General features: G+C 70.2%; 12 protein-coding genes and 4 tRNA genes. 9 read left to right on the plus strand and 7 right to left on the minus strand.

Annotated elements, in window-relative coordinates; all coding sequences use genetic code 11:
• Positions 1 to 15: 15 nt before the first annotated feature.
• Entirely contained in the window at positions 16 to 2,256 is a 2,241-nt protein-coding gene (locus tag ACFRMN_RS26875) for a DEAD/DEAH box helicase (RefSeq protein WP_383023706.1), read from the minus strand.
• A 204-nt stretch (positions 2,257 to 2,460) separates the two neighbouring features.
• Entirely contained in the window at positions 2,461 to 3,114 is a 654-nt protein-coding gene (locus ACFRMN_RS26880; protein WP_383023709.1) for a hypothetical protein, read from the minus strand.
• Positions 3,115 to 3,281: 167 nt separating this feature from the next.
• Between ACFRMN_RS26880 and ACFRMN_RS26885 the strand changes: the two genes are divergently transcribed.
• The 5 genes from ACFRMN_RS26885 (at position 3,282) to ACFRMN_RS26905 (ending at position 5,861) form a co-directional block, all read left to right on the plus strand.
• Positions 3,282 to 3,632, plus strand: coding sequence for a metallopeptidase family protein (locus tag ACFRMN_RS26885; protein WP_249951658.1), 351 nt, complete (start codon positions 3,282 to 3,284; stop codon positions 3,630 to 3,632).
• Positions 3,633 to 3,810: 178 nt separating this feature from the next.
• A complete protein-coding gene (locus ACFRMN_RS26890; protein ID WP_383023713.1) occupies positions 3,811 to 5,499 on the plus strand; it encodes a metallophosphoesterase in 1,689 nt (562 codons plus the stop codon).
• Positions 5,500 to 5,579: 80 nt separating this feature from the next.
• Positions 5,580 to 5,652: transfer RNA gene (locus ACFRMN_RS26895), tRNA-Glu, on the plus strand.
• Positions 5,653 to 5,691: 39 nt separating this feature from the next.
• Positions 5,692 to 5,766, plus strand: a tRNA-Asp gene (locus ACFRMN_RS26900).
• Between the two features lie 21 nt (positions 5,767 to 5,787).
• Positions 5,788 to 5,861: transfer RNA gene (locus tag ACFRMN_RS26905), tRNA-Phe, on the plus strand.
• Positions 5,862 to 5,914: 53 nt separating this feature from the next.
• Here the strand turns inward: ACFRMN_RS26905 and ACFRMN_RS26910 are convergent.
• From ACFRMN_RS26910 to ACFRMN_RS26920, 3 genes are all read right to left on the minus strand, one after another.
• Positions 5,915 to 6,859, minus strand: a complete 945-nt coding sequence (locus ACFRMN_RS26910; RefSeq protein WP_383023716.1) for a cytochrome c biogenesis CcdA family protein — start codon at positions 6,857 to 6,859, stop codon at positions 5,915 to 5,917.
• Positions 6,856 to 7,626, minus strand: coding sequence for a DsbA family protein (locus ACFRMN_RS26915; RefSeq protein WP_383023719.1), 771 nt, complete (start codon positions 7,624 to 7,626; stop codon positions 6,856 to 6,858). The genes ACFRMN_RS26910 and ACFRMN_RS26915 overlap by 4 nt, the downstream gene beginning before the upstream one ends.
• Positions 7,627 to 7,738: 112 nt before the next feature.
• Positions 7,739 to 8,182: a hypothetical protein gene (locus ACFRMN_RS26920; RefSeq protein ID WP_383023722.1), complete on the minus strand. Its 444-nt coding sequence runs from the start codon at positions 8,180 to 8,182 to the stop codon at positions 7,739 to 7,741.
• 235 nt (positions 8,183 to 8,417) lie between these two features.
• Between ACFRMN_RS26920 and hrpA the strand changes: the two genes are divergently transcribed.
• From hrpA to ACFRMN_RS26935, 3 genes are all read left to right on the plus strand, one after another.
• Positions 8,418 to 12,359 carry an ATP-dependent RNA helicase HrpA gene (gene hrpA / locus ACFRMN_RS26925; RefSeq protein ID WP_383023725.1) on the plus strand — a complete coding sequence of 1,314 codons (3,942 nt, stop codon included), beginning with the start codon at positions 8,418 to 8,420 and terminating at the stop codon, positions 12,357 to 12,359.
• A gap of 101 nt (positions 12,360 to 12,460) precedes the next feature.
• Positions 12,461 to 12,535: transfer RNA gene (locus tag ACFRMN_RS26930), tRNA-Asp, on the plus strand.
• Between the two features lie 256 nt (positions 12,536 to 12,791).
• The gene (locus ACFRMN_RS26935; protein ID WP_383023728.1) at positions 12,792 to 13,004 is read left to right on the plus strand and encodes a DUF6274 family protein; all 213 of its coding nucleotides are present in this window, start codon (positions 12,792 to 12,794) and stop codon (positions 13,002 to 13,004) included.
• 410 nt (positions 13,005 to 13,414) lie between these two features.
• Here the strand turns inward: ACFRMN_RS26935 and bldC are convergent, their stop codons facing one another.
• Positions 13,415 to 13,621, minus strand: a complete 207-nt coding sequence (gene bldC, locus ACFRMN_RS26940; protein WP_003949541.1) for a developmental transcriptional regulator BldC — start codon at positions 13,619 to 13,621, stop codon at positions 13,415 to 13,417.
• Between the two features lie 564 nt (positions 13,622 to 14,185).
• On the minus strand, positions 14,186 to 15,049 hold the full coding sequence (locus tag ACFRMN_RS26945; RefSeq protein ID WP_383023731.1) for a hypothetical protein: 864 nt from the start codon (positions 15,047 to 15,049) through the stop codon (positions 14,186 to 14,188).
• Between the two features lie 179 nt (positions 15,050 to 15,228).
• On the opposite strand from ACFRMN_RS26945, the gene ACFRMN_RS26950 reads away from it, so the two are divergent.
• On the plus strand, positions 15,229 to 16,329 hold the full coding sequence (locus ACFRMN_RS26950; protein WP_383023734.1) for a Leu/Phe/Val dehydrogenase: 1,101 nt from the start codon (positions 15,229 to 15,231) through the stop codon (positions 16,327 to 16,329).
• Positions 16,330 to 16,555 lie beyond the last annotated feature (226 nt).

A 16,555-nucleotide genomic window follows, 5' to 3' on the forward strand; every position in this document is an offset into this window, starting at 1 on the left:
ACTGTCGGCGGACGGTCAGCCGTTGCGCTTCCAGCGCGGCTTGTCGTCGCGGCGGCCGAAGCTGCCGGTGCCGGTGCCCGTCGTACCGCCGCGGTGGTCGTCACGGCGGGTCGAGGGGCGGTCGTGGCCGCCGGGGCGGAAGCCGCTCGACGGGCGGTCGTCGCGGCGGTCGCGGTTGAACGGGCGGTCGCTGCCACGGTGGTCACGGCGCTCGAAGGAGCGGCCGCCGCGGTCGTCACGGCGCTCGCCACCGCGGTCGTTACGGTCGTCCCGACGGTCGCGGTTGAAACCGCCGCGCTCGCCGCCACGGTCGTCACGGCGCTGGAACCCGCCGCGGTCACCGCCACGGTCCGCGCCGCGGTCGTCCCGGCGGTCGCGGTTGAAGCCACCGCGCTCGCCGCCCCGCTCGTCGCGACGCTGGAAGCCACCGCGGTCGTTGTCCCTGCGCTCGTCACGGCGCTCGTCCCGGCGGAAGCCGCCGCGGTCGCCACCGCGGTCGTCGCGACGCTGGAACCCGCCGCGGTCACCGCCACGGTCCGCGCCACGCTCGCCGCCGCGGTCGTCACGCGGCGTGTAGCCCCGCGCGCCGCCCCGGCCACTGCGCTCGCCGCGGTCGTCGCGGCGCCCGAAGTTGCCCCGTTCATCGCGGCTGTCCCTGCGCTCCTCGCGCTGCGCCGGTACGGCCGCCGCGGCGGCTGCCGCCTCCTCGACCGCGCGCTCGGCCTCGGCGGCCACCTCGGCCACCGCCGCCTCCGGGTCGTCGCCCCGCTCGCGCGCCGCACGGGCGACCAGGCGCTCGGCCTCCTCGCGCAGTTCGGCGGCGCGGCGCTGGACCCGCTCCAGCTGCTTGGCCAGCTCCGCGGCCTCGCGCTCGGCCTGCTTGGCCGCGTTGTTCGCCGAGTCGGCCTGGACCTCGGTGAGCGAACGGGCGCCGGTGATCTCGGCGACCTCCGGGTCGAACGCGCCGGCTCCGCCGACCATGTGGCGCGAGGCGTCCACGCCCGCGTCCTCCATCAGCCGGAAGATCTGGCGACGCTGGTGCGGCAGCGCCAGCGAGACGACGACACCGGACTTGCCGGCCCGCGCCGTACGGCCCGAGCGGTGCAGATAGTCCTTGTGGTCCCCGGCCGGGTCCACGTTCAGCACCAGGTCGATGCCGTCCACGTGGATACCGCGCGCGGCGACGTCGGTGGCGACCAGCGCGTTGACGTAACCGTCCTTGAAGTCGGCCAGCGTCCGGGTGCGCGCGCCCTGCGTCATACCGCCGTGCAGCGCGTCGGCCTTCACGCCCGAGTCGCGCAGCTGCTCGGCGATACGGTCGGCGCCCAGCTGCGTCCGTACGAAGATGATCGTGCGGCCCTTGCGGGCGGCGATCGCCGCGGTGACCGGGGCCTTGTCCTTCGGCTTCACGACGAGCACGTGGTGCGTCATGGTCGTGACATTGCCCTGGGCGCTGTCGACCTCGTGGCTGACCGGGTTGGACAGATAGCGCTTGACCAGCGTGCTGATCTCGTTCTCCATGGTGGCGGAGAAGAGCATGCGCTGACCGCCCGCGGGCACCAGGTCGAGCAGCTCGGTGACCTCGGGCATGAAGCCCAGGTCCGACATCTGGTCGGCCTCGTCGAGGATCGCGATCTGGATCTGCTCCAGCGAGCAGGCGCCGCGGTTGATGATGTCGCGCAGCCGGCCCGGGGTGGCGACGAGGATGTCGACCCCGCGCTCCAGCGCGTAGATCTGGTTGCCCATCGACGTACCGCCGCAGACGACCTTCATCTTCAGGCCGAGCACATCGCCGTACGGCTGGAGGGCGTCCGCGACCTGCATCGCCAGCTCGCGGGTCGGGGTGAGGATGACGCCGCGGGGCTTCTTCTTCTCGGTGTGGCCGCCGGCGAGCGTGGCCAGCAGCGGCAGACCGAAGGAGAGAGTCTTGCCGGAACCGGTACGGCCACGGCCCAGGATGTCCTTGCCGGCCAGGGCGTCCGGGATGGTCGCGGCCTGGATCGGGAAGGGGGCGGTCACGCCGTTCTGGGTGAGCTTGCGGACGATGCCGTCAGGGAGGCCCAGGTCGCCGAAGCTGAGCCCAGGGGTCTCGTCGGCGTCTGACGCCTCGTCAACCTCGGAGGTCTCGTGGGTCTCGGGGGCCACGACGGCCTCCGCGCTCTCGACGATCTCGACGATCTCGGCGGTCACGTCGGCGACCGTCTCGGGGGACTCGTTCTCGGGCATGACGGTGTGGTCAGTACTGGAAATGGACATGCGAAATGCGAAACCTTCCGGAGTCTCGGCACGCGCCCAAACTCCGTGATTCGCAAATCGACCGCCTCAATGCGGTCAGCCACGGCAAGGGAGAGTACGCGCCACGCGGCGCTCTTCTGTGTCGGCGCCGGGCAATGATCAAACGATCTACTACCATACGCACCCTCCCCCCTCTTAGGCAAACCGCGTCCGCCGCGACCTCCCTCACACCGGGCCGAGCTGCGGCGATGCCGTCGGCTCCTTCCGCATCCCCATCCCGTCGGCGGCCGACATCACGCCCGTACGGACATCCGCCGCCGGTGACGCGGACGGCGGCTCCGACGGCTTCGTCGGCTCCGGCTCGGGCTGCGGCTCAGGGTCCGGGTCCGGGGGCCCAGGCGGCGGGTCGGCGGGCGGCGCCGGGCGCGTGGGCTCCTTGGGCGGTACGGGCCCGTCGCCCGGCGGAATCGGCTTCCCGGGCCGCGGACGCGTGCCCTTCGAGGGCTCGGGCGAGGGTGGGACAGTGGAACTGGCGCTCGGTGAGGCGCCGTTGCCGCCCGTATCGCCCGTATCGTCCGCGGCGCCCGTTCCCTCGCCCTCACCCTTCCCGTCCCGCTCTTCCTTCTCCCGGCCGTTCGCGCCGCCCCGCTCCGCGCCGCCGTCTTCCGTACGGCCCTGCCAGGCATAGGGCTCACTGGCCCCGGCGCCCTCGCTCGTGACGCCGTCGGGCTCGGTCGCGGTGCCCTGGCCCTTCGCCGACCGCGAGGGCGCCGGCTTTCCTTCGTCCTCGCCGACGCTCATGCAGCCTGTGGAGGCCGCGACCGCCAGTGACGTGACGATCCAGACGGCGAAACGGCCTGGGGCGGACAACTGGCGCACGAGTGGCACCTCCGGGGGCGTGGAACGGGTCTCCCCGCCGGCGGCGAGGGAGGGGTCTCACTGCTCAACTCCCTTTTCCCCGCCGGGGACACGCCCGGGACACATCCCGCACCCGCACTCGCGGAAGGCGGGGGCCGTTCGGCCGGAGTCTGCTGGACAATGGCCGAGTGCTGGAGATGACACGCGAGACCTTCGAAGAGCTGGTGAGCCAGGCCCTTGATCAGATCCCACCGGAGCTGACCAAGGTCATGGACAACGTCGCCGTCTTCGTCGAGGACGAACCCGACGCGTCCGACCCCGAACTGCTCGGGCTCTACGAGGGGACTCCGCTCACGGACCGCGGCGAGTGGTACGCCGGGGTGCTGCCCGACCGCATCTCCATCTACATGGGGCCGACCCTGCGCTACTGCGAGACCCCCGAGGAGGTGGTGCACGAGGTCTCCGTGACCGTCGTCCATGAGATCGCCCACCACTTCGGCATCGCGGACGACCGGCTGCACGAGCTGGGCTGGGGCTGAGCCCGGCCCCACCGGAGACCGGCCCCGTCAGAGATCGGGCCCCGCCAAAGACCGGCCCGCCTCCCGTGCCCGAACCGGCCCCGTCGCCCCCGCCGACCACTCCCGCCACCACTCCTGTCACTACTCCTGGTGGCGGCAGTCAGGCATGGCCGGACCTCGTCGTGGGCATACGCGACCAATGGCCCGTGATGTACCACACTTCCCGTTCCGTACCTCGCTCACCCGCATCCAGGGCCATCTCAGTTCCCGCCGCGACGCCCCCACCAGCGCCCTGGTCCACTCCCCGCACCCCTACGCCCGCGCGCTCGGGCTGCTCTCCGTCGTCCTCCTCGGCGCCTGGCTCGGACTGCTGATCGTCGGCAGCGTCAAGACGCCGGTCGGCCCGATGGACACCAAGATGACGCTGCGCCCGTCCCTGACCGGCGGCACCAAGATCAATGTCTCGCCGCTGGGCGCGCTGGAGCTGAGCACGCACACCGCCCCCATCCGCCTCGACGTCGATGTGGACCAGCTGGACCCCGTACGGTCCCAGGCGCTCGTCGAGCACCCCGAGCGGCTGTCCGGCCTCCAGGGCGAGGTCAGCCACGACGTCATGAACGGCACCACCGAGCTGGCCGTACGGTCCGTCGTCGCCGTCGTCTCCGGAGCCACCGCCCTCGGGCTCGCCGTCTACCGCCGCCCCCGCCGCGCCCTCCTCGCCGGCGGGCTGGCGCTCACGCTGCTGGCCGCCTCGGGCATCGGCGCGTACGCCACCTGGAACCCCAAGTCGGTGCTTGAGCCGCGGTTCTCCGGACTGCTCTCCTCCGCCCCGCAGGTGGTCGGCAGCGCGCGCTCGATCGTGAACGATTTCAACGTCTACCAGAAGGAGTTGGCGCGGCTGGTCACCAACGTGACCAAGCTGTACGACGCCGCCTCGACGCTGCCGACCTTCCAGCCGGACCCGGCCACCCTCCGGGTGCTGCATGTCTCGGACATCCATCTCAACCCGGCGGCCTGGCACATCATCGGCTCCCTCGTCGAGCAGTACGGGATCCACATGATCATCGACTCCGGCGACACCATGGACCACGGCGCCTCCGCCGAGAACACCTTCCTCGACCCGATCGCCGACCTCGACGTCCCGTACGTCTGGGTGCGCGGCAACCACGACTCGCGCGGCACCCAGGAGTATCTGCGCCGCATGAAGAACGTCCGGGTCCTGGACGAGGGCCGGGCCGTCACCGTCGCCGGGGTACGGGTGGCGGGCAGCGGCGATCCGCAGTTCACCCCGGACCGCTCGGTGGAGGCCCAGGGCGACCCGGCGGAACGGTTGTCGGGCATCCGGCTCGCCTCGGCCCTCCGCGACCAGCGGCGGGCCGGCACGCCCGTGCACATCGCGGTCGCCCACAACCCGGTGGCCGCGCGGGAGACCGACGGCCTCGTCCCGCTGGCCCTCTCGGGCCATATCCACCACCGCGAGACCACGATGCTGCCGCACGGCACCCGGCTGAAGATCGAGGGCTCGACGGGCGGCGGCGGGCTGCGCGCCGTCCAGAACGAGACCCCGGAGAAGGTCCAGATGTCCGTGCTCTATCTGGACCGGACGACCAAGCGGCTCCAGGCCTGGGACGAGATCACCCTCGGCGGGCTGGGGCTGACGACCGCCGAGGTCAGCCGCCATCTTCCGCAGGAGATCAGCACACCCGGGGCCGGCGCCTCGCCCGGCCCGGATCCGTCGGGCACGGGCGGTACGGGACCGTCGTCGGGCACCGGCTCCCCGACACCGCCGCCCGGCTCCCCCTCGCGTACGCCTGGCGGAGCCTCGCCCGCACCCGGCGCCGGCGCGCCCTCACGGACCTCGCCGGGCGTCCCCCTACCCGCTCCCTAAACCGTTTTGGCGATAGCCCTGGCCATCCCATATGCTTCTCACGTCCCCGACGCGCTGCAAAGCGCCCAGGCGGGCCCTTAGCCCTCATCGTCTAGTGGCCCAGGACGCCGCCCTTTCAAGGCGGTAGCACGGGTTCGAATCCCGTTGGGGGCACGCAATACCGTGTGCGAGACTGGTGCTCGCACATTGCTTGGTCCTGTGGAGCAGTTTGGAGTGCTCGCCACCCTGTCAAGGTGGAGGCCGCGGGTTCAAATCCCGTCAGGACCGCTGCAGCCGTTGAGGTTGCGTGGCTGGGTAGCTCAGTTGGTACGAGCGATCGCCTGAAAAGCGATAGGTCGCCGGTTCGATCCCGGCCCCAGCCACTTCGGCCCGTGAGGGCGGTAGCCCCCCACCGAGTATCGGCGGGGGGCTTTTCTCATGCCCCTGTCTCGTTACGGACCCGTTCGGCCGACTTGGCCGAAGTGGTCGGCTCGGTCGGCTCGGCTCGTTCAGCCCGCTCGTCGCGCCCCTCGAACTCCTCGCGCCCCTCGCGCCCCTCGCTATCGTCACGGCCGCGGAGCAGGCGCACCAGTGTGATCACCGCCACCACCAACACCACCCCGCCCAGCAGCGCCCAGTCCGGGATCGCCGCCCCGACCCCGCGCGCCCACTGCTCGGTGGTGAAGGAGGCGTCGACCGAGAGCAGCCCCGGCAGCGCCGTCGTCCCGTCGAAGACGAGGAAAACCGCGCCCAGGACGATGAAGAAGAGCCCCGAGAGCAGCGAGGTCGTGTGCAGTTCGAAGCGTCCGAGCCGGAAGGCCCGGCCGCGCAGCCACCGCCGGCCGCCGAGATCGAACCGTTCCCAGAGCAGGGCGAGCAGGAAGAGCGGTACGGCCATGCCGAGTGCGTACACCGCGAGCAGCAGCCCGCCGTAGGCCGGACTGCCGCTCAGCGCGGCCACGGTCAGCACGCTGCCGAGGATCGGGCCCGCGCAGAAGCCGGCGAGCCCGTAGACCATGCCGAGCGCGTACACGGACAGCGCGGTCGTCGGCCGGATCCGGCCCGACAGCGCGGCCATACGGCGCGAGGCGAAGCCCATGCCGATGATCTGGGCGACCCCGAGCGCGATGATCAGCCAGCCGCCGGTGGTGACCAGCAGATCGCGGTGTCCGTAGAACAGCCGGCCGGCGAAGGAACCGGCGGCGCCCAGCGGGACGAGTGTGGTCGCCAGGCCGAGGTAGAAGATGCCGGTACGGGCCAGGAGCCGGCCGGCCGAGTCGATGGAGTACGCGAAGAACGCGGGCAGGAGCAAGGCGCTGCACGGGCTGAGCAGCGCGAGGAGACCGCCGATCAGGGCGACCGGGTACCCGATGTCGGTCACCTGTCCCCCTTGTCGGCTTCCGGAGCAGCCTCAGCCGCCGCCTTCGCCGACTCGACGGCCTGGGTGAAGGTCTCCTCCGGCTGCGCGCCGGCGATGGGGCGGCCGTTGATGAGGAAGGACGGGGTGGACGGGGCGCCGAGGCCGTACGCCTCCTCCTGGTCCTTCCGTACGGCCGCCGCGGCGGCGTCCCCGGTGCGGTCGCGCCTGAACCGGTCCAGGTCCTTCACCCCGGCCTCCCGGGCGAGCGCGTCGAGCCGGTCGGCGCCGAAGCCCTTCTCCTTCGCGCCCTCGGCGTACGCGGCCGAGTGGAACTCCCAGAAGCGGCCCTGCTGTCCGGCGGCCCAGCCCGCGTGGGCGGCGGCCTCCGACTCCTCCCCGAAGATCGGGTAGTTGCGCCACTCGATGCGCAGGGTGCCGTTCTTGACGTACTTCTCGATGAGGACGGGCTCGGTGTCGCGGGCGAACTTGCCGCAGTAGCCGCACTTGAAGTCGGCGTACTCGATCATCACGACCGGCGCGTCCGCCCTGCCGACGGCGAGCGGGTCCGCTCCGTCGCGGCGGGCGAGCTTGGCCAGCTCGGGATAGACCCCGGCCCCCGGCTCCGTGGAGACCTCGGCGGCCGGGCTGTCCCCGGTCTCGACGGTCTCGACGCGGGTGGAGGCGTCGGACCTGGTGGCGGGTTTGGTGGCGGTGTACGAGACGACGCCGAGCAGGGCGGCGGCGGCCACGACGCCGGCGCCGATGGCGACGGCACGGCGGGAGGACATGCGGGAAGGCTGTGCGGACATGGGTGTTCGACTCTCCGTAGCGATCCATGAAAAGGATCCATGAAAAGGATCATGAAAATGCGGACGAAAGGGGCGGGCGGGGAGCCGGGCCCTATACGCGCAGTACGGAGAGATCGACCGGAGAGGGCGCGGCGACCGGCGGCAGGCGGTCGGGTGTCACGGCGAGCACGGCCTGAGCGACGGCCCACGCGCCGGCGGTGTCGCGGGTGTCGTGCAGCGCGGCCGGCAGGAGCTGTTCATGGACGGAGCTGCCGCGCGAGGGGGCGATGGGCAGGGTGCCCGTATCGTCCCGGTCGCCACGCCCGCAGCCCGGAGTCTGACCGCCGTACCCGCCACCGGCCGTAACGGCCTCGGCGGTCCCGGCAGCCCCAACGGTCCCGACGGTCCCGACGTCCGACGGGAAAGCCGATACGAAAGCCGACGCGGCGGCCGACGGAAGACAGAACAGCAGCGCGACCAGCACCCCCAGCAGCGCCCCGCCCACGCCCACACCCACGAAGCGGCGGCGCCTGCTTCCGATGGGCACGCGGGTCATCAGGTGAACCTCTCCGGAGGACGGCGGTACGGGGGACGGGGGGACAGCGGACGGGGAACGACCGGGGACGGGGAAGGGCCGGGGGGACGGGATACGTGCCTCGCATCGTAAGGGGTGCCCATCCCGATCGGGCAATACGGCCCTCCGACCCGCCGACCCGCCGTGCCGCCGCATCGGGAACGCCGCCGAAATGGGTTCGCCACTCCCGAGCCGCGGGTGAGATCCTGGGCCAGGTATGTCTACTTCCTTCGCCGACCTCCAGACCCTGCTGGCCGACGTCTCGCTGCGCGACGCGCAGCGGCTCGGCCGCCGTCTCGAAGGCGCACGGCGCATCCGTAAGCCCGACGCGCGGCAGGCCGTGCTGGACGAGATCGCGGGTCAGGCCGAGAAGGCCGCCGAGCGGACACGGCTGCGCGCCGGGCGGATGCCCGCCGTCTCGTACCCCGAACAGCTGCCCGTCAGCCAGAAGAAGGACCTGATCCTGGAGGCGATACGCGACCACCAGGTCGTGATCGTCGCGGGTGAGACCGGGTCGGGCAAGACGACCCAGATCCCCAAGATCTGTCTGGAGCTGGGCCGCGGCGTCCGCGGCATGATCGGGCACACCCAGCCGCGCCGGATCGCCGCCCGTACGGTCGCGGAACGCGTCGCGGAGGAGCTGGACACGCCGCTGGGCGAGGCGGTCGGCTGGAAGGTCCGCTTCACCGATCAGGTCAACCAGGACGCGACGTTCGTCAAGCTGATGACGGACGGCATCCTGCTCGCCGAGGTCCAGACGGACCGCGAGCTGCTCGCGTACGACACGATCATCATCGACGAGGCCCATGAGCGAAGCCTCAACATCGACTTCCTGCTGGGGTATCTCGCCCAGCTGCTCCCCAGACGCCCGGACCTCAAGGTCGTCATCACCTCCGCGACCATCGACCCGGAACGTTTCGCCCGGCACTTCGGGGACGCCCCCATCGTGGAGGTCTCGGGCCGTACGTACCCGGTCGAGGTCCGCTACCGGCCCCTGCTGGAGGAGGACGGCGAGGAGGGCGACCGCGACCAGATCACCGCGATCTCCGAAGCCGTGGACGAACTCCATTCGGAGGGCCCCGGCGACATCCTGGTCTTCCTTTCCGGCGAGCGTGAGATCCGCGACACCGCCGACGCCCTGGAAAAGCTCCGGCACCGGAACACCGAGGTTCTGCCGCTCTACGCCCGGCTCTCGCACGCCGAGCAGAACCGGGTGTTCCAGCGGCACAGCGGACGCCGGATCGTGCTCGCGACGAACGTCGCCGAGACCTCGCTGACCGTCCCCGGCATCAAGTACGTGATCGACCCGGGCAACGCCCGGATCTCCCGCTACAGCCACCGCACCAAGGTCCAGCGGCTGCCGATCGAGAAGATCTCCCAGGCCAGCGCCAACCAGCGCAAGGGCCGCTGCGGCCGTACGTCGGACGGTATCTGTATCCGGCTCTACTCCGAGGACGACTTCGAGTCGCGCCCGGAGTTCACCGACGCCGAGATCCTTCGTACGAATCTGGCGTCCGTCATCCTCCAGATGACCGCGGCCGGGCTCGGCGACATCGAGAAGTTCCCGTTCATCGATCCGCCGGACCACCGCAATATCCGCGACGGTGTGCAGCTGCTCCAGGAGCTGGGCGCGTTCGACCCCTCACAGGCGGCGCAGAAGGATCCGAAGAAGCGGCTCACCCCGCTCGGCCGCAAGCTCTCCCAGCTCCCCGTGGACCCGCGGCTGGCCCGGATGGTCATCGAGGCCGACCGCAACGGCTGCGTACGCGAGGTGATGGTGATCGCCGCCGCGCTCTCCATCCAGGACCCGCGCGAGCGGCCCGCCGACAAGCAGGCCCAGGCCGACCAGCAGCACGCCCGGTTCAAGGACGAGACATCCGACTTCCTGGCCTTCATCAATCTCTGGCGCTACCTCAGGGAGCAGCAGAAGACGCTGTCCTCCTCGGCGTTCCGCCGGATGTGCAAGTCGGAGTATCTGAACTTCCTGCGGATCCGTGAGTGGCAGGACATCTACTCGCAGCTGCGTACGGTCGCCAAGCAGATGGGTATCCACCTCAACGAGGAGGACGCGGCGGACCAGCCCATCCATGTCTCGCTGCTGGCGGGGCTGCTCTCGCACATCGGGATGAAGGATGTGAAAGACGGCGCCAAGAACGAGTATCTGGGCGCCCGCGGCGCGAAGTTCGCGGTGTTCCCTGGCTCGGCGCTCTTCAAGAAGCCGCCGCGCTTCCTCATGTCCGCCGAGCTGGTGGAGACCTCCCGGCTCTGGGCGCGCGTCAACGCGAAGATCGAGCCCGAGTGGATCGAGCCCCTGGCCGGCCATCTCCTCAAGCGCACCTATAGCGAGCCGCACTGGGAGAAGGACATGGCGGCCGTGATGGCGTACGAGAAGGTGACGCTGTACGGGGTACCGATCGTCGCCCAGCGCAAGGTGAATTTCGGCCGGATCGACCCGGAGGCGTCCCGGGAGCTGTTCATCCGGCACGCGCTGGTCGAGGGCGACTGGCGCACGCACCACCAGTTCTTCCATGACAATCGCAAACTCCTGGGCGAGGTCGAGGAGTTGGAGCATCGCGCCCGGCGCCGCGACATCCTCGTGGACGACGAGACGCTCTACGACTTCTACGACCGGCGGGTGCCGGACGAGGTGGTCTCCGGCGCGCACTTCGACTCCTGGTGGAAGAAGCGTCGCCGCGAGGAGCCGGAGCTGCTCGACTTCGAGCGGTCGATGCTCATCAACGAGAAGGCCGGCTCCGTCACCAAGGACGACTATCCGGACTCCTGGCGGCAGGGACCGCTCAAGTTCCGGGTGACGTACCAGTTCGAGCCGGGTACGGACGCGGACGGCGTGACCGTCCATGTCCCGCTCCAGGTGCTCAACCAGATCACCTCCGAGGGCTTCGACTGGCAGATCCCGGGGCTGCGCGAGGACGTGGTCATGGAGCTGATCCGCTCGCTGCCCAAGCCGATCCGCCGCCACTACGTGCCCGCGCCGAACTACGCCAAGGCGTTCCTGGAGCGGGCCGTGCCCCTCCAGGAGCCGCTGCCGGTGACGCTGGCCCGCGAGCTCCAGCGGATGGTCGGGGTGCCGGTGACGGCCGACGACTTCGATCCGGCCCGGATGCCCGACCATCTCAGGATCACGTTCCGTATCGTCGACGAGCGGCGCCGCAAGATCGCCGAGGACAAGGATCTGGAGGCGCTGAAGCTCCAGCTGCGCCCCAAGGCCCGTCAGGCGCTCTCCAAGGCCGCCGCGGCCACCGCCGAGCGCGCGGGCGGCGAGGCGATCGAACGTACGGGACTGACGGACTGGACGATCGGCACGCTCTCCCGGGTCTTCGAGACCCGGCGGGCCGGCCAGCCCGTCAAGGCGTACCCGGCTCTGGTCGACCAGAGCGCGACCGTGGCCGTACGGCTCTTCGACACCGAGGCGGAGCAGCGGCAGGCGATGTGGGCGGGCACGCGCCGGCTGATCCTGCTGAACATCCCGGTGAACCCGGCGAAGTTCGCCTCCGACAAGCTCACCAACCAGCAGAAGCTGGCGCTCTCCCGCAATCCGCACGGCTCCATCCAGGCGCTGTTCGACGACTGCGCGATGGCCGCCGCCGACAGGCTGATCGCGGACCACGGGGGTCCGGCGTGGGACGAGGAATCGTTCCGGAAGCTGTACGACAAGGTGCGCGCCGATCTCGTCGACGCGACCGTGCGGACCATCGGGCAGGTCCAGCAGATCCTGGCCGCCTGGCAGGCCTGTGAGCGCCGTCTGAAGGCCACGGGCAGCCTGACGCTGGTCAACAACGTCCAGGACGTCAGGGACCAGCTGGCGGCCCTCGTACCGGCCGGCTTCGTCACCCGCACCGGGCTGCGCCGGCTGCCCGACCTGATGCGCTATCTCGTCGCGGCGGACCGCCGGCTCCAGCAGATGCCGACGAACGTCCAGCGCGACACGACGCGCATGGAGAAGGTCCATGAGATGCGGGACGAGTACGCCTGGCTGCTCGAACAGCTGCCGCGGGGACGGCCGGTGCCGCAGCAGGTGCTGGACATCCGCTGGATGATCGAGGAGCTGCGGGTGAGCTACTTCGCGCACGCGCTGGGCACCGCCCAGCCCGTCTCGGACAAGCGCATCATCAAGGCGATCGACGCGGCGGCGCCGTAACGCGTTCATGCCGGAGGGTGCGCGGGGAGTGAGTTCGACCGGACCCTCCGGGCTGCTGTAGAGTCTCGTTTCGCAGCCGCCGCTACGGCGCCGCGAAACCTGGTCCTGTGGAGCAGTTTGGAGTGCTCGCCACCCTGTCAAGGTGGAGGCCGCGGGTTCAAATCCCGTCAGGACCGCAGTAGCAGTACGGAAGAGCCCGCATCCCACCGGATGCGGGCTCTTCCGTTGTCACCCTCCCTCACCACCCCGTTCACAGGTGACCCCATTGCATACGGCAAGCGCCGTCGACGCCGTGGTCACGCGGCAGTAATGGCGTACCCAAATCCGCCGGGCCGCGGCCGCATCTCCTTGACGCCGCCAACGGCCGGGGGTACCTAAGCAGAAGGGCCCCACGCTCACCGCATCCACGGGCCCGCACCGGGGGTGGTGTGCGTGACGGCATCGACGGCGAAGCATGAGACCCGCGCGCTGTTGCGCGCCCATCTGGCGGCCGCGTCCGGCCACCCGCATCGCACCGGGTACTGCCCGATCTGTCATCGCCTCCAGCGGCTCGCCATGGAGTCCTCGGCGGCCGACGATCTCTTTCTCGAAGAGTGCTTCCTGGACGACGAGTTAGCCGAGGGACAGGCCACCTCCGCTCCATGACCGTCGTACGACCGTGATCCATCTCGTAGCGCGCCCGGCATTGGCAAGACCTTCGAGGTGTGACGCTAGTCACCGAATGAGTTTCTGGAATGACGGCGCTTACACCCCACCTACAATCCACCAATTTAATATGTGCAATTGCACCCTCTTCCGACCCTCTCCGGAGGCGCCTCCGACAACGTACGCACAGCGCCCCAACAGGGCCGGGACGCCTCCTCCCCGGCGCACAAAAAAGATCGCGCTGGACCCGGCGGAGTCCAGCGCGATCGACGACTTACCCGTGATGCGAGGGCATGGGGCCTGTTGGGGCAGGCGCCCGTCGTGTGGAGCTATGGGTCGGGACGACCGAGTTTGGGGGACCCGGCTGTGCCCTGCTTGTAGTTGAGCCCTAATGAGCCTTACGGGGTTGTTCAGGCCTCGCTGCGCTGCTGCGGAATACCCGCAAGCAGTGCGCGGACCTCTGCCTCGCGATACCGGCGATGCCCACCGAGCGTGCGGATGGACGTGAGCTTGCCGGCTTTTGCCCAGCGAGTGACCGTCTTCGGGTCCACGCGGAACATCGTGGCAACCTCAGCCGGGGTCAGCAGCGGCTCGGCATCAGGGGTGCGAGCGGTCATGAGCGGCCTCCTCGGGAGAACCGAACCATCTCGGTTCTTTCCTCTAAATTCTGCACCTTGACCCGCGTTGCCCGAAATGGCGGACGCGGGCCGAGTCGGTTATAGGACGAACGGCTTGTCCTCGGCACTACAACTACACCATCCGTCCAGCCACGTCGGCCAAACCGATGGAATTGCCCTCTGAGGTGTTCATCAGTGGCGGAAGCCGATGGACCATGCCATAGCGGACAGTCACGTCACAGATACGATCAGTCACAGAGCGATCAGGAGTCAACAGACCCCCCATATAGAGTGCAATGCTGAGCGTTCCGCCCACACTTGGACGGAAGGAACCCTCCCCGGACTCCTTGTCCTATTTTGACACGAGGGTGGGTGATGGGCGCAAGAGCCCCGTTAGTGCGGTCCGTCACGCTTGAGACAAAGGCCCGGATCGGGACCTCTGCCCTAGACCCGGTTCACCGCCCGTGAAGGGCCGCGCACTGCCCGTTTCGGCGCCCGTTTCACGCGCCCGCCGCCCGTCACTCTCCGCCTCGCGGGAGTCCGGAAGTGAGACGGAGAATGAACTCAGTTCGCGAACTGGCGGTCCCGGACCGCCCGCCACCGCTCCGTGAGCCGTCCGTACGCCTCCCCGGCGCCCTCGTCGTCCCCGTCCCGCAGCGCCGTGATCGCCGCCGCCACGTCGGCCGCCGAGTGGTCCTCGGCAAGCTGAGCGCAGGACAGTACGTGCACCAGGCCTCCGTAGTCCAGTTCGACCAGTGAGCGCGGGTGGAACTCCTCCAGCCAGCGCCCCACCTCCACCAGGCCGTCGACCAGCGGACCGTCTTCCACGGTGTCCCGCAGGGTCTTCAGCGAGCGGGCCAGCCGGCGCCGGGCCTGCACCATCGGGGTCCGGTAGCGCAGCACCCGCGCGCCGGCCGGTCCAGCGCCTCCCGGCCCCGCCCCACCTGGCTCAAAAGTGCGCTCGTCGTCGGAGAAGAGCGTGAACCAGCGCACCGGCACCTGCCAGACGGCCGTCCGGATCCAGGGCCGCGCGTCCGGGTTGCTGTCCCGCCAGCGCTCGTAGTCCTTCGCCGCCTGTCCGCGCACCACCGGCGGCAGCACCGCGTCCAGCAGCGGTACGGGCAGCACCTCCCCCAGCTCCTCCAGCGCCAGCCAGCCGCGCAGCCTGGTCCGCCAGGGACAGACGCACACCACACCGTCCACCTCGGTGATGAAGGCGTCCGCGCTCTCGTGCACGGGCACAGGCACCGGCGGGGTGGGCAGCAAGTCGGCCAGGGAGCGCCGTAGTTCGTCCTGTGCGGTCGGCGTGCCGTCCCGGGCGGCGTAGCGGCGCCAATGGCCGCGTTCGGGCTCCGCGAAGGCCGCCAGCGGCTCGTAGACCCGCAGGTAGGACGCGTAAGGGACAAGAACTGAAGACACCGCCGGCATGCGGCGCATCGTCCCACGCCCGTACCCCACAAGGGGGTGATCCTTGGCACTGCGGCTGATCTGCGCCCCCGTAGGACTTACTCTCTTGCTTGCTCGACCGCCCAACCGTTCAACGGGTCCCTCCCCCACCCATAGGAAGGGCCCTTCCCACCGCCGCTTCGTACTTGGGAGTCACCACAGTGACCGATGTGACCGGCGCTCCTGTCGACGTACTGCACACCCTGTTCCGTTCGGAGCAGGGAGGCCACGAGCAAGTCGTGCTCTGCCAGGACCGTGCCAGCGGCCTCAAGGCCGTGATCGCCATCCATTCGACCGCCCTGGGCCCCGCCCTGGGCGGCACCCGTTTCTACCCCTACGCGTCCGAGGAAGAGGCCGTCGCCGACGCGCTGAACCTCTCCCGGGGCATGTCGTACAAGAACGCTCTGGCCGGGCTCGACCACGGCGGCGGCAAAGCCGTCATCATCGGGGACTCCGCGCAGTTCGAGGGCGACCGGCGGACCGAGCTGCTGCTGGCCTACGGCCGGTTCGTGGCCTCGCTCGGCGGCCGGTACGTCACCGCCTGCGACGTCGGCACGTACGTCGCGGACATGGACGTCGTGGCACGCGAGTGCCGGTGGACCACGGGACGGTCCCCGGAGAACGGCGGAGCGGGCGACTCGTCGGTCCTGACGGCCTTCGGGGTCTTCCAGGGCATGCGGGCGAGCGCGCGGCACCTGTGGGGCGACCCGTCGCTGCGCGGCCGTACGGTCGGGGTCGCGGGCGTCGGCAAGGTCGGGCAGCACCTCGTGGAGCATCTGCTCCAGGACGGCGCGCAGGTCGTCATCACGGACGTACGGGAAGAGTCGGTCACCCGCGTCACCGACCGCCATCCGCAGGTCGCCGTCGTCGCGGACAACGACACGCTGATCCGTACCGCGGGCATGGACATCTACGCCCCGTGCGCGCTCGGCGGCGCGCTGAACGACGAGTCGGTACCCGTCCTCACCGCGGCCGTGGTGTGCGGAGCGGCCAACAACCAGCTCGCCCACCCCGGCGTCGAGAAGGACCTCGCGGACCGCGGGATCCTCTACGCCCCCGACTACGTGGTGAACGCCGGCGGGGTGATCCAGGTCGCCGACGAACTGAACGGGTTCGACTTCGAGCGGTGCCACGGGAAGGCCGCGAAGATCTTCGACACCACGCTGGCGATATTCGCACGTGCGAAGGAAGACGGTATTCCGCCGGCCGCCGCCGCGGACAGGATCGCCGAGCACAGGATGGCGGAAGCCCGCCACCGCTGACCGCGCGAGAGGCCGGTGTGACGTCCGGGGGACCGCGCGGGGGACCGTTCGGGAGACCAGACTCACGCCGGTCGGCGGGTCGCCCCTCAAGAAGAGGTTAAAATCGCAGCTGACCAGCGAGGACGGGGCACCTCGTTGGTCCTGCGCCAAGGCGCGTCATGCGGGCGGCGTACCGTATGGCCGCGGAAGCAGGTACCGTTGAAGCCCTACGGACGGGTCTCTCCGC

This window comes from Streptomyces sp. NPDC056835 (assembly GCF_042789485.1).
In the GTDB taxonomy this organism is placed as follows: Bacteria; Actinomycetota; Actinomycetes; order Streptomycetales; family Streptomycetaceae; genus Streptomyces.

Coding starts and splice junctions, on each gene's coding strand:
- ACFRMN_RS26875 (WP_383023706.1), bottom strand. CDS start 2,256: ATGTCCATTTCCAGTACTGACCACACCGTCATGCCCGAGAACGAGTCC.
- ACFRMN_RS26890 (WP_383023713.1), top strand. CDS start 3,811: ATGGCCCGTGATGTACCACACTTCCCGTTCCGTACCTCGCTCACCCGC.
- ACFRMN_RS26915 (WP_383023719.1), bottom strand. CDS start 7,626: ATGTCCTCCCGCCGTGCCGTCGCCATCGGCGCCGGCGTCGTGGCCGCC.
- ACFRMN_RS26920 (WP_383023722.1), bottom strand. CDS start 8,182: ATGACCCGCGTGCCCATCGGAAGCAGGCGCCGCCGCTTCGTGGGTGTG.
- hrpA (WP_383023725.1), top strand. CDS start 8,418: ATGTCTACTTCCTTCGCCGACCTCCAGACCCTGCTGGCCGACGTCTCG.
- bldC (WP_003949541.1), bottom strand. CDS start 13,621: ATGACCGCTCGCACCCCTGATGCCGAGCCGCTGCTGACCCCGGCTGAG.
- ACFRMN_RS26945 (WP_383023731.1), bottom strand. CDS start 15,049: ATGCCGGCGGTGTCTTCAGTTCTTGTCCCTTACGCGTCCTACCTGCGG.